Source organism: Tuberibacillus sp. Marseille-P3662, from assembly GCF_900178005.1.
Lineage (GTDB): Bacteria > Bacillota > Bacilli > Bacillales > Sporolactobacillaceae > Marseille-P3662.
Genome location: NZ_FXBS01000006.1, coordinates 659,097 through 672,033 on the forward strand (window position 1 = coordinate 659,097; position 12,937 = coordinate 672,033).

10 protein-coding genes are annotated in these 12,937 nt (G+C 44.2%); 8 read left to right on the top strand and 2 right to left on the bottom strand.

Annotation, left to right across the window (positions count from 1 at the left end; genetic code table 11):
* Positions 1–109 precede the first annotated feature (109 nt).
* The 6 genes from B9Y89_RS11850 (at position 110) to rnz (ending at position 8,200) form a co-directional block, all read left to right on the top strand.
* Positions 110–1,315 carry a DNA polymerase IV gene (locus B9Y89_RS11850; protein WP_085523430.1) on the top strand — a complete coding sequence of 402 codons (1,206 nt, stop codon included), beginning with the start codon at positions 110–112 and terminating at the stop codon, positions 1,313–1,315.
* A 52-nt stretch (positions 1,316–1,367) separates the two neighbouring features.
* Positions 1,368–3,698 carry an RNA polymerase recycling motor HelD gene (gene helD, locus B9Y89_RS11855; RefSeq protein ID WP_085523431.1) on the top strand — a complete coding sequence of 777 codons (2,331 nt, stop codon included), beginning with the start codon at positions 1,368–1,370 and terminating at the stop codon, positions 3,696–3,698.
* A 165-nt stretch (positions 3,699–3,863) separates the two neighbouring features.
* A complete protein-coding gene (locus B9Y89_RS11860; RefSeq protein ID WP_085523432.1) occupies positions 3,864–4,808 on the top strand; it encodes an AAA family ATPase in 945 nt (314 codons plus the stop codon).
* Positions 4,805–5,995: a DUF58 domain-containing protein gene (locus tag B9Y89_RS11865; RefSeq protein ID WP_085523433.1), complete on the top strand. Its 1,191-nt coding sequence runs from the start codon at positions 4,805–4,807 to the stop codon at positions 5,993–5,995. Before B9Y89_RS11860 ends, B9Y89_RS11865 begins: the two co-directional genes overlap by 4 nt.
* Positions 5,982–7,190 (top strand): DUF4129 domain-containing protein, encoded by a 1,209-nt coding sequence (locus B9Y89_RS11870; protein ID WP_085523434.1) that lies wholly within the window; start codon positions 5,982–5,984, stop codon positions 7,188–7,190. The genes B9Y89_RS11865 and B9Y89_RS11870 overlap by 14 nt, the downstream gene beginning before the upstream one ends.
* A gap of 98 nt (positions 7,191–7,288) precedes the next feature.
* Positions 7,289–8,200, top strand: a complete 912-nt coding sequence (rnz, locus tag B9Y89_RS11875; RefSeq protein WP_085523435.1) for a ribonuclease Z — start codon at positions 7,289–7,291, stop codon at positions 8,198–8,200.
* On the opposite strand, the gene namA is transcribed toward rnz, so the two are convergent.
* Both namA and B9Y89_RS11885 read right to left on the bottom strand, forming a co-directional pair.
* Complete coding sequence (gene namA / locus B9Y89_RS11880; protein WP_085523436.1) at positions 8,197–9,219, bottom strand: NADPH dehydrogenase NamA; 1,023 nt, start codon at positions 9,217–9,219, stop codon at positions 8,197–8,199. The genes rnz and namA overlap by 4 nt on opposite strands.
* A 136-nt stretch (positions 9,220–9,355) precedes the next feature.
* The gene (locus tag B9Y89_RS11885) at positions 9,356–10,093 is read right to left on the bottom strand and encodes a glycerophosphodiester phosphodiesterase (protein WP_254901240.1); all 738 of its coding nucleotides are present in this window, start codon (positions 10,091–10,093) and stop codon (positions 9,356–9,358) included.
* A gap of 210 nt (positions 10,094–10,303) precedes the next feature.
* On the opposite strand from B9Y89_RS11885, the gene B9Y89_RS11890 reads away from it, so the two are divergent.
* Together B9Y89_RS11890 and B9Y89_RS11895 are read left to right on the top strand one after the other, a co-directional pair.
* Positions 10,304–11,923: a M20/M25/M40 family metallo-hydrolase gene (locus B9Y89_RS11890; RefSeq protein ID WP_085523437.1), complete on the top strand. Its 1,620-nt coding sequence runs from the start codon at positions 10,304–10,306 to the stop codon at positions 11,921–11,923.
* A 33-nt stretch (positions 11,924–11,956) separates the two neighbouring features.
* Positions 11,957–12,928, top strand: a complete 972-nt coding sequence (locus tag B9Y89_RS11895; RefSeq protein ID WP_176222203.1) for an MBL fold metallo-hydrolase — start codon at positions 11,957–11,959, stop codon at positions 12,926–12,928.
* Positions 12,929–12,937 lie beyond the last annotated feature (9 nt).

Below are 12,937 nucleotides of genomic sequence, written 5' to 3' on the forward strand. Positions count from 1 at the left end.
GGTGGAGGGTGGAGACTCGTTCCGAAGTACGGAACGAGTTTTTATGTGAACCCAAAACGGCTGATGGGTTATAATAAAAGATAGAATAAGATGGATGAGGTGATCGGTGATGAGTCATCAGCATCCGAATGGCAATATCATTTTTCATATTGATATGAACAGTTTTTACGCTTCTGTAGAAGTCGCTAACCACCCAGAATTAAAGGGTAAGCCGCTTGCGATTGCCGGAAGAGCGGAAGAGCGGCGGGGTATTGTCGTAACGAGTAGTTATGAGGCGCGGGCACAAGGCGTCAAGACGACGATGCCGGTATGGGAAGCGAAACGATTATGTCCGGATTTGATTGTGAGGCATCCCGATTTCTCTTTGTACCGGGAAACATCAAGGCAGATTTTTGCGATATTAAAAGATTACACGGAACTTGTGCAAAAGGTATCAATTGATGAAGGTTATATGGATGTGACAAACAGTAGTACTGGCACGCACCCTGTTGAGCTCGCTCGACAAATACAAGACCGCATCTTGCAAGAGATCAGCATTCCTTCAAGTATTGGTATTGCGCCGAACAAGTTTTTAGCTAAAATGGCGTCTGATATGCAAAAGCCGCTCGGAATGACCATCTTAAGAAAACGAGATATTAGTGAAAAATTATGGACGCTTCCGATTGGTGATATGCATGGCGTCGGTTCAAAGACAGAAGAAAAATTACGGGGATTAAACATTGACACAATCGGTGATCTAGCCAATACGCCGGCACTAAAACTAACTGAATGGTTTGGGGTCCAAGGAGGGCGCCTGCATGAGCGCGCCAACGGTCATGATGCAAGGCCTGTGGATCCTTATGCTGAAAACACTTTTAAAAGCATTGGTCAGTCGACAACCTTGTCTCGTGATACGACTGAGACCCAAGTTGTCAGACAAATATTTGGGCAATTAGCCTCTAAATTGGAAGCACAATTGCGGCAAAAACAAGTTTGTGCTTATCACCTCAGCATGATGATTCGCTATAGTAATTGGCAAACAATCACCCGGGCGACGATGCTAAGTCAACCAGTTTTCCGTCAGGATGATCTCGTTCGTTTAGCGATGGAACTGTTTGATCGTCACTGGGATGGTCGGCCCCTTCGTCTTTTAGGGCTTACGACATCGTCGTTTGAAAATATGGCTACGGCTACGAAACAACTTGATCTTTTCAGTTACGAAAATGATGCTAAACAAGAGCCTATTAATCATATGATTGATGAATTGAATGACAAATACGGAAAAACGATGCTTAAGCGCGGCAATCAGTTGTATCGCAATGATCAATCGGAGTAAACTAGAAGGAATGATTTTAGGGAAGAATGAATTGAATTTGGGGGTGGCCCGAATGAGTATTGATCAAACGGAATGGAAACAAGAGCAGCAGCGGGTGAATAATGTTATTGACCAAGCTAAAGAGAAAATGAAAACATTAAAAGCAAGCGGTGCTGATGTGAAATCGGACGTTTTGCACTTACGCCGGAATTTTTGGGATGATGTGACGGTCAACTTTGACGAACCTGATGATATTATTGAAACTTATGCGAGTATTACTCAACAAGCCGGAGTATTATCGGAACGTGAACGCAGCCATGGTCTCGTCAATCAACAACTGAAAACATTAGAAAGGATCACGGCATCACCTTATTTTGGTCGCATTGATTTTCATGAGAATGGGGAAAAGACGTCAGAGCCTATCTACATTGGCATCGCTTCATTACTTGATCGACATGATAACGACTTCTTGGTTTACGACTGGCGGGCACCTGTCTCAAGTCTTTACTATGATTATCCACCGGGCCCGGGTGAATACGATACACCTGAAGGGACCATTGCCGGAAATATTGATCTCAAACGACAGTATGTCATTAAAGACGGCCACATTGATGGCATGTTTGATACAGGGCTAACCATTGGTGATGGTTTGTTGCAACAGGTGCTCGGCCAAAATGCGAGCCAGCATATGCAAAATATTGTCGCAACCATTCAACAAGAACAAAATCGCATCATCCGTAATAGCGGCAATCGCATATTAATTGTTCAAGGTGTAGCTGGTAGCGGCAAAACGTCGGCCGCTCTTCAGCGGGTCGCCTATTTACTATATCGTCATCGCGGCGTTCTGCAATCAGAAAACATCCTGCTGTTTTCACCTAACAACATTTTTACCAGCTTTGTTTCTTCTGTTCTTCCAGAGCTTGGTGAAAATAACATGCAGCAGTCAACGTTTCAGGAATACTTAGAGCATCGGCTTAGAGACATGTTTACTATCGAAGATGCGTTTGCGCAACAAGAGGCTCTTCTAACAATCGATGACCCTGAGACTTACAAACAGATGCAAACCAGCATTCAATTTAAGGCAAGTCTGGATTTCAAAGATATGATTGATGCTTATTTACGGGAACTATCTGAGGCGGGGATTGTGTTTCAGTCGCTTGTTTTTCGTGATAATGTTCTAGTTTCTTCAGAACAGATGCGGCAACAATTTTATGCCTATGACTCAAACATCTCTATTCCTAATCGTATGGAAATGTTGGTGGAATGGCTGAAGACTCAGATTAATCGTCAAGCCCGAATCGAACTGAAGAAAAATTGGGTCGAAGATGAGATTGAGTTATTAGATCCTGAGGATTATCGCAAAGTGTATCAAAAGATGCAGAAAGAACAACCTGATGTTGATACGTTTGCTGATTTCGAAACGGAACAGACGATGCTCGCCAAATTAGTCGTTAAAAGAGCTTTTCGACCCTTGCTTCAAACTGTTAAACAGCTTGATTTCATTGATGGTACCGCCATTTATAAGCGATTATTTACCAAATGTATGCCACAGTCGGCAAGTCTTCCGGATGATTGGGAGACCATAGGGGCGAAGACGATTGAACGTATTAGCCAAGGACAGCTTGCCTATGAAGATGCAACACCTTATCTATATCTCAAAGATCATATTGAGGGTAGACGAACGAATACGGCGATCAGGCATGTATTTATCGATGAGGCGCAAGACTACTCACCGTTTCAATTTGCCTTTATCCGATTTCTGTTTCCTTACAGTAAAATGACGATTCTGGGTGATCGGCACCAAGCTATCTTTTCACATGCGATTCATTCATTGACAGAACGTCTGCCGCAATTATTCCCTAAGGATGAGCAGGAAACGTTCTCGATGAATCGAAGTTACCGGTCAACCCGGCAAATTGTAGAATTCACCCGTGAACTATTGCCTGATGGAGGGTCCATCGAGGCTTTTAATCGCGAAGGCAGCCGACCGACACTTACGACAGTCTCTGATACGGCATCATTACGACATCATGTTGTTGAACAAATTCGCTGCCTGCAAACGGGTGATCATCAAACCATTGCCGTGATCTGCAAAACGTTTCAAGAAGCTGAGTCGACCTATGAGGCGCTTCGTGATGACATCGACCTGAATCTCATTGATAAGGAAACGGTCACTTATGAAGCAGGTGTTCTTGTGATTCCAGCTTATTTGGCCAAAGGGATTGAATTTGATGCGGTGATCATCTATAATGCTTCAGCTCAGCAATATGCACGAGAAGATGAACGACGGTTGTTTTATACCGCTTGTACCCGGGCTATGCATGAACTGTACATTAATGCGCTAGTTCAACCCACGCATTTACTTGATGATGTTTCGCATGATAAATTTGTGTCCGATTCATGAAGCGAAACCACCCGATCTTCTCATTTTAGAAGATTTGAGGTGGTTTTTTTAATGGGTAGCTGGTAAATGATTTGAGCAATATTGCCGCAATTCTTGCAATCAGATAAAATGTGAATAATAGAGATTGTTTTAAATTTTTTGATGTAATATGTACAGGGGGTCACAATGAAACATTTATTAGAAGATTTAAAGACGAATATCGGCAAGGTGCTTGTCGGTAAAGATGATATTGTCGAACTACTAACGATCGCCTTAGCAAGTGGTGGTCATGTTTTGCTTGAAGATGTTCCTGGGACAGGAAAAACAATGATAGCGAAAACGCTAGCTCGTTCAATTAATGGTCAATTTCAAAGAATCCAAATGACACCGGATATTTTGCCTGGTGATGTGACGGGCATTCAAATGTATAATCCGAAGACCCAAACGTTTGAGGTCAAATACGGGCCGGTCATAACTAATATTTTGTTAACTGATGAAATTAACCGGGCGACACCGCGGACGCAATCGAGTCTACTCGAAGTCATGGAGGAACGCCAAGTCACCATTGAAGGGCAAACCGTCACCGTTGATCCGCCATTTCTAGTGATCGCCACGCAGAATCCAATAGAACAACAAGGAACGTTTCCGCTCCCGGAAGCGCAAAAGGATCGGTTCTTTATGCAAATTCAATCGGGTTATCCGTCAAAAGAAGAAGAACGGCATATTCTGCAGCTATTTCGTAGCCATTCACCTCTTGAGGCCTTGCAAACGGTTGTTGAAATGGAGGATATTATCCAATTGCAGAAGGCGGTCACTCAAGTGTCGTTTTCAACTGATGTGGAAAACTATTTGCTAGATGTTGTGCAAGCGACACGGCAAATGGACATCATCGATGCCGGGGTTAGTCCGCGTGGGACCTTAGCATTGATGCGTGGGGTTCAAGCGCGTGCCTATCTTCATGGACGTGATTTTGTTATTCCGGAAGATGTTCAAACACTAGCGGCTCCCGTACTCGCTCACCGTCTTGTTTTGACGATGGAAGGTGAGATGCAGTATACCAAGCGGCAGGCTTTGCAAACCGTCATGGAAGGTATCCATGTGCCGGTGGAAAACGGTGCGGTTGAGCGATGATAGAAGAGCGAAAAGTGCTTTTTCCGTCGGTGGCACAGTTAATAACAGGCATTTCTATATTAGCTATTTTCATCGGTTATTTTTTTGAAATGGAACAACTACTCGTGTTGGACGTCATGATTCTCCTTTTGCTATTGTTCCTGACCACTTATCTTAAATGGATTGGAAAAGATCTAACCTTAACGAGTCAAACACCCAAGCTTAGAATGTACAAAGGTGATCGTAGCGAAGTGGTGTTAACCATTCAGAATCCGAGCCGGTGGCCGGTGATCAGCGGTCAATTGACAATGTCGGCTGATGATCAAGTGACCTTTCCGGGGATACAAAAATCAGCTACAGGACACTATGCTGTTCCGTTTAAGCTCTCGGGACGTCGTGAACGAACCCTTCGTATCCCTGTTGAAGGTCTCCGCCGCGGGCATGCCAAACTCAAAATCCATGATATCAGACTCTATGATCCATTCAATCTATTATACTTTCAGATTGATTTTGGTTGGAGGATTCATTCCACGATGGTTGTGTTTCCTAATCAGAAAGCCATCGGTGGTTTACAACGTGTCACAACGATGTCTATAGGTGAACAGGCGAGCCAGCAGTCACTGTTTTTCGATCAGACGCAGCCTATGGGGATTCGCGAGTATCAATCAACGGATTCTAGTAAGCATATCCACTGGAAAGCAAGTGCTAAGACAGGTGAACTACAGACGAAAACATTTGAGAGGACGACGCGGATGATTTGGTCGATTGTGCTGTGTCATCATCCCGTTACGCAAAGGAAAATAACGATGGCACAACTGGAACAACAAATCGCTTATGCCGCTCACTTATGTTGGATCGCGGAAAAACAAGGGATTCAGATCGAATTGTTCTGTAATTCAAAACCCCGAGGTGACACGTTGCTGCATTTGCCACCTGATTCTGGACGGATTCACTTGTTCAAAGCACTCGAATTTTTGGCACTGATTAGCAACAAGCAAATTAAAATTCGTCCGGAATTAGCGTTTAAAGACATCGGCCGACGTTTTGATGGTCAACGTGTCGTCTTTTTTATGAATCAATACGCGACAGGCGATCAGCAATTGATGGGGCAATGGTACCGACAAGGGCATAAGCTGTTTAGATTGGATCTTGACAGCGGCGCTTTAAAACGATTAAGCGGGGGAGGACAGCCGGATGCCGTCTCATAAGCACATGACTGTTTTTCTCTATTTCCTACTTGAATTATCAATGGCAATGGTGCTGTTTGCACCGGTTGATCCAAGTGGATCATTCTGGACATCGGCGGCTGTCCTTTTAATCATGGGAGGCGCTCACTGGACTTGTTTCTACCTCATTTATAAAAAATCGGGTGAGTTAGTTTTAGCCGCTTGTTTAGCCTGTTCCGTCCTCATTGGCCTCATTACTTTTCTATCTGGTGTCGCTTTTATGTTTGCGGCTATTCTATCTGGATATCTTTGCTGGCGCGTCATTCGCAGCTTTGAGCGTTATGAGCAAGAGGACGTTTGGCGCTTATTTATTAATGCTCTTACAATTACCTTCATTTATTTTGTGATTGCACCATTGTTTCCTCCTATTCATGTTGGATGGTTAACAGTTGTCCCAGTGTTTTTGATGCTTGCGATTCGTTTAGCCTTGAATGTTGTAGGTGGCGACATTGACTGGCGCGGGTTCTATGTTGTTGGAGGGACGGCTGGATTAACGATCGTTACCGGTTTGTTGATTTTCCTCCTAATGCCAGTTTGGAAGACAGTAATTGGATGGGTTGGTAGTGGTATTGCTGGTATCGTCTATTTGATTTTAAGTCCGATATTCAAATGGCTTCGTTCCCTTGTGTCTTATGACCATTTAAATGTGGATATGGGGACATTGGGTAAGGAAAACGAGAAACAACCGAACAAGATGCAAGAGGCTCTTGCGCATACATCACCGGATACCTCATGGTTGTTATGGATAGAGTTTGTTGTCGTTGCTCTAATTGTCATTGTCGTTTTTATTGTTTTATGGCGCAAACGGTTCAAAATGTCATGGGATGAAACGAGTGTTCAAGTATCTTCAGGTGAACAAGGACTTAGCCGTACGTCCGGTCGTAATGGGCGATTTACCCAGCGTGCAAAGCCGCCAAATGATGCGGTTCGAAAGGCCATGTTCCAATTTCAAAAGAAAATGAAAAAGGCTGGCTTTGGCAGGCATGTACATGAAACATTGAGCACTTGGCTCGAGCGTCTGCCGATATCTACCGATGAACAAACGACCCTGAGCCATCTTTATTACCAAGTTCGTTATGGGCAATATACTCCAAGCGATGCCGAAGTGAGACAATTCGAGACTTTAACGAATGCCGTTTATGACCAGGTGAGGCGTCACTCCAACGATCAGTTTTAAAATTAAGGCTATGTTAAAGGTCATTTAAGGATTTGCCTATGCAGATGGCCATCAAGTACAATAAGAGAGATAAATGAGATGAAATCGTGGTGGTAAAAATGGAATTAGTTTTTTTAGGGACAGGTGCCGGCGTCCCTGCAAAGGAACGGAATGTCAGCAGCGCTGCGCTCGTCATGCCTGAGCATCAAGGGGAGATGTGGCTGTTTGACTGCGGCGAAGCGACGCAACAGCAAATCCTGCGTACGAAGGTGACGTTACCTAAAGTCAAGCATATATTCATCAGTCACATGCATGGGGACCATATTTTTGGGTTGCCAGGTTTACTAGGTAGCCGGTCGTTTCAGGTCAAAGATGAACCGTTGACGATTTACGGTCCAAAAGGAATTAAACGATTTGTCCAAGAAGCGCTCCGTTCATCCAATACCCATTTGCAATATCCATTAGAGATCATTGAAGTCGAAGACGGTGCTGGCTACGAGATTGGGGCAATGACTGTCACAGTACGGCGCTTGGAACATGGCATTCCATGTTACGGTTACCGTGTGAGTGAGGCGGACAAGCCAGGGACGCTACTTGTTGATAAATTGCAGGCTGAAGGGGTAGAGCCGGGCCCGATATATAAGCAATTTAAAGAACAGGCAACCGTTACATTGGCTGACGGACGGACGTTAAATAGCGCTGATTTCATTGGTGATGCCAAAAAAGGGAAACATCTGGCCGTGATCGGTGACACACGCTTGTGTGATGCCGCTTCCGAACTGGCGCGGGATGTTGATGTACTTGTCCACGAGGCGACATTCATGGATCATCAAGCTGAAGCTGCTCGACAATTTCACCACTCAACGGCCAAACAAGCGGCAGAAACAGCTAAAGCGGCCGGAGCCGCTTCGCTGATTCTTACTCATATTAGTTCAAGATATAAAGATAGTAGTCAAGACCTTTTGGTTGAGGCACAGGCTTCGTTTGCCAATAGTTATTTGGCCGAAGACCTGTGGAGTTATACGTTCTAATATTTCCAACCGCGTTCATATTGACGTGGTCCTTTGATTTCAGTCCTTAATTCTTTGGCAGCTGTTAGCGGCCAATAAGGGTCACGCAATAGTTCGCGGGCAAGTAAGACCAGATCAGCGCGGTCATTTTGTAGAATTTCTTCCGCTTGCCAGCCTTGTGTAATCAGGCCGAGAGCCCCGGTAGCAATTTCAGCTTCATGTTTGATCCTATCCGCGTAAGGGACTTGGTATCCTGGAAAGGCGTCAACTCCGACAGGGACAACACCGCCGGAACTGCAATCGATAAGATCAACGCCGCGCCTTTTCATTTCTTTCGCATAATAAATAAAATCATCTTGGGTGTTGCCGCCTTCCGCATATTCATTTGCACTAATGCGGACGAACAACGGTCCGTTCCACACATCATTAACAGCCTCGATGACTTCTGCTAAAAAGCGGAATCGATTCTCACGAGAGCCGCCGTATTCATCATTACGGTGATTGGTTAAAGGACTTAAAAATTGATTAATCAGATATCCGTGCGCGCCGTGAAGTTCGATTATGTCGAAACCAGCTTGTTTGGCACGATAGGCACCATCTTTGAAAGCCTGAACGGTTTCTTTAATTTGCCCCCCTGTCATGGCTTCAGGCGTTGACATATCTTCGTTGAAAGCTAAGGCGGAGGGAGCATGAATGGTACCGTTAAGATTTGCCTTTCGTCCGGCATGTCCTAACTGAATCCCAATTTTGCTGTCTTGCTCATGGACGAGATCAACGACTTGCTTAAGGCCGTCGATTTGTTCATCATCCCAAATGCCCAAGTCGTAATCGGATATCCTACCTTGCGGGGTGACGGCGGTTGATTCGACGATAATTAATCCGACTTGGCCGACAGCCCGGCTTGTATAATGAGTTAAATGCCAATTCATAACCTTGCCGTCTTCATTGCTACACGAGTACATGCACATCGGTGACATAACGATGCGGTTTTTTAATTCAACATTTTTTATTTTATAAGGTGAAAATAACTTTGTATTCATCCTTCATCGCAACCTTTCTCTAATATTATGACTTTATAGAACGATATTATAGCATAAAAAAAACACTCACTCTTCTAATATGCTTTAAAGGTCATCAAAAAACCTCCACCACTTGCGAAAAGGGTAGAGGCTTTGCTTATGGCTTATATTGTCTTCGGACTTTGTCAGCGACAGCTGGAACATCAGTAATGATAGCGTCAATATCCCAGTCCATCATTTGCCGCATGGTGCGTGCCTGATTAATGGTGTAAGCTCGGACCGCAAACTGATATTTATGCATTTGCTTAATTAATCCCGGCGTAATGTTGCGCCGGTGCGGATGAATGCCCGAAGCATTCAGTGCCTTGGTGTATGTCCATGGCTCCGGCATTGGTTTTCTATATAATAAAGCTGTATTGGCCTCAGGGGCCATTTGCTGCAAATGATACAGACTATCATGGTTAAAGGATGAAAAAAACGTTCGCTCCATCATATTGAACTGATTCACAAGATCTAGAACGGAAGGCGTTAATCCTTCGTATGCAAAGCCATTGTTTTTCAATTCAATATTGAGATGCATTGAGGTCGGACCAATCCACTTCAGAACCTCTTCCAATGTAGGAATAGTTGTATTGTGATACAACCGCCACCATTTTCGTGTTCCTGCCCGTAATGATTGCAATTCGCTAACGGTCAGGTCCTTTACGTATCCCACACCGTTGGTTGTCCGGTTAACTTTCTCATCATGAATGACGACGGGGATGCCGTCTTTTGACAGCTGTACATCCAATTCGATACCGTCTGCTTTTTCTTTTAGTGCGTGTTTAAATGCCGGCATCGTATTCTCGGGGAATTTATAGTTCGCACCGCGATGCGCAAAAATTTGTGTTTGCAATACCGGTTCCCTCCAATCACTATTTATATCTTAAATCGGACGATTCATTTATTAAAGGATTTTACTTAAAAAAATCGAAATACTGTAGCAGGAATATCTATGGATCAACATAGAATGATCACACCACTATAGGATCATCACTAACATCCACAACGTCGTGCTGCGAATGCTGATGTTAGCACATCATATGCGTCACTGGGAGGCGATTTGATGAATCAGAAATGGCAATCGAAGGAGCAACTCACTCGTCTGTTAACACAATTAGTTGAATTTCCTAGTATCACGCATTCAGATGCGGAAATCGCCATTAGTGAGTATATCCAATTACGATTAAGCGAATGGCTTTATTTTCAAGAACATCCCGATCAATTAGCGCTGCACCCAACAAAGGATGGTCGCAAACTCGTTTCCGCCTTATTTAAACATCCATCATCCAAGAAAACAATTGTCCTTTTGAGTCATATGGATGTTGTTGATGTGGAAGATTACGGTGAATGGAAGAACCTTGCTTTTCGCCCGCAAGAATTAACCGATACTTTCTATAAAAATATCGCACAGATCCCTGAAGATGTGCAAAAAGATATGGCACAAGGCGAATGGTTATTCGGCCGTGGTTCTATGGATATGAAAGCGGGCTTATCGCTCCAACTAAGTCTACTTGAACAAGCGTGCTCAAGTGAGTTTGATGGTAATGTCTTGTTCTTAACCGTCCCGGATGAAGAAGCGAATTCCTTAGGAATGACAACAGCTGCTCATATTCTGTTGAAACTGGCTGATCAATATGATTTGGAATATAGCGCTTGTTTGAATACGGAACCGATATTTTCACGCTATCCAGGTGACGACCAATACTATGTCTATTCAGGTTCCGTTGGAAAAGTTTTGCCGGGATTTTTTTGTTACGGTAAAGAGACCCATGTTGGTGAACCCTTTGCAGGTGTTAATGCCAATCATATGGTCGCACAACTTTCGAAATTGATGGAATTGAATACCGATTTTTGCGAGCGCGTCGGTGATGAAGTGACACCACCGCCGACGAACCTCATGCAAAAGGATCTTAAAGAAGGCTATTCCGTACAGATTCCACATACGGCCGTGGCTTTATATAATGTGATGTTAATGGAAAAATCATTGGATGCCATTCATGCACAACTGCTTGATATCGGGAAGCAGGCAGCAAAAAATATTCAGACACAGTTTTATGAAAGAGCTAAACAATTTTCTGAATGGGTGAGTTATCAACCTGATCCGATCGGCGTTAACGTATTAACCTATGGAGAGTTGCGGCATGCAGCTATTGAACGTTACGGCCAGGATGAAATCGATCGGCGGGAGATGTATACGCTCACTAATTATCAAGACCTTGGTGATCGTGACTTAACAACTCGTTTGGTGTTTGATTTAGCGAGTTTATGTAAACATTTGGCACCGATGATTGTCTTGTTTTACAGTCCGCCGTTTTATCCAGCTGTTGCTTCACATAACCATGAGCGTATTCAAAAGGCCATCGCATCACTGCAGGCTGAAGCCGAGCAACAATTCGCGATTAAGTGGGAACAGCAACATTTTTTCCCGGGCTTGTCGGACTTGAGTTACACCTCTTTACGCGAAGATGGGGCGTCACTCGGACAGTTAACAGGCAATATGCCTTTGTATGGTGAGCGATATGATCTGCCTGTCGAAGCGCTGCAAAAGCTTGATATCCCGGTGATGAACGTTGGTCCCTATGGTAAGGATGCCCACCAATGGACGGAACGTTTGAATGTTGATTTTTCATTCGGCCCCTTAAAGCGCCTGTTAGCACATACCGTCCAAGAACTGTTAAAATAGAAGGATACTAGCAGGAGAATGGGGAGACGGGAAATGACCGCGATTCATCAAGTAACGGACGGCATTTGGCAGATCACCCTGCCAACGCCGTTTAAAATTGGACCTGTAAATGTTTATCTCATCCATACTGACCGGTGGACACTGGTTGACGCAGGGGTAAAAACAAAAGAAGCGGAACAACTACTCACGGAGAGCTTGTCCGTGCTCGGATTGACACTCAGGGATATTCAGCAAGTTGTATTGACGCATCATCATCCTGATCATATTGGTTTGACTCATCTATTTCAGGAGCACGCGGCGATTATGGGTCATCCACGCGTTGAACCTTGGCTGTCGAAGGATACACGGTTCACAGCTCGTTATGAAATGTTTTTTGATCAACTTTATCGGGAAATGGGTGTTCCAGAGGCTTACCGGGACAAGGTACCGACTTTAAAAGACTATTATCATTATACGTCGACAGGGACCTTAGATGTGACGATTGATGCCGGTGATACGATTGAAGGATTAGATGAGTGGCGACTCATCTATACACCAGGACATGCACAAAGTCATCTCTCCTTAATAAGAGAGGCAGATGGCGTACTATTGGGAGGGGATGTGTTGTTAGAACATGTTTCATCCAATGCGATTGTGGAACCGCCTTATCACGATGAAGAATCGGAACCTTTGACTTTGCTGCAATACCGGAAAACGATGCAAGCGTTACTAGATGAGCCGTTCAACCTGACATTGCCGGGCCATGGGGAGCCTTTTTATAACGGGAAAAAATTGATCGACCAACGATTACATAGACAAAAGGAACGTAAGGACAAAATTTTTAACCAAATAGCGAGTGAGGGCAGTTCAACGTTTGCGTTAGGGAAAGCATTATTCTCACGCGTGTATGAGAGCCAGCTTGATTTGGTCATGTCCGAGGTGCATGGATTTCTCAAGTGGCTTGAAGTGGATGAACAGGTATCGACAGTTTTAAATGATGGGATCGTTTATTATAAACAAAAATAAAGCGGAGGC

Coding starts and splice junctions, on each gene's coding strand:
- B9Y89_RS11850 (WP_085523430.1), top strand. CDS start 110: ATGAGTCATCAGCATCCGAATGGCAATATCATTTTTCATATTGATATG.
- helD (WP_085523431.1), top strand. CDS start 1,368: ATGAGTATTGATCAAACGGAATGGAAACAAGAGCAGCAGCGGGTGAAT.
- B9Y89_RS11860 (WP_085523432.1), top strand. CDS start 3,864: ATGAAACATTTATTAGAAGATTTAAAGACGAATATCGGCAAGGTGCTT.
- B9Y89_RS11865 (WP_085523433.1), top strand. CDS start 4,805: ATGATAGAAGAGCGAAAAGTGCTTTTTCCGTCGGTGGCACAGTTAATA.
- B9Y89_RS11870 (WP_085523434.1), top strand. CDS start 5,982: ATGCCGTCTCATAAGCACATGACTGTTTTTCTCTATTTCCTACTTGAA.
- rnz (WP_085523435.1), top strand. CDS start 7,289: ATGGAATTAGTTTTTTTAGGGACAGGTGCCGGCGTCCCTGCAAAGGAA.
- namA (WP_085523436.1), bottom strand. CDS start 9,219: ATGAATACAAAGTTATTTTCACCTTATAAAATAAAAAATGTTGAATTA.
- B9Y89_RS11890 (WP_085523437.1), top strand. CDS start 10,304: ATGAATCAGAAATGGCAATCGAAGGAGCAACTCACTCGTCTGTTAACA.
- B9Y89_RS11895 (WP_176222203.1), top strand. CDS start 11,957: ATGACCGCGATTCATCAAGTAACGGACGGCATTTGGCAGATCACCCTG.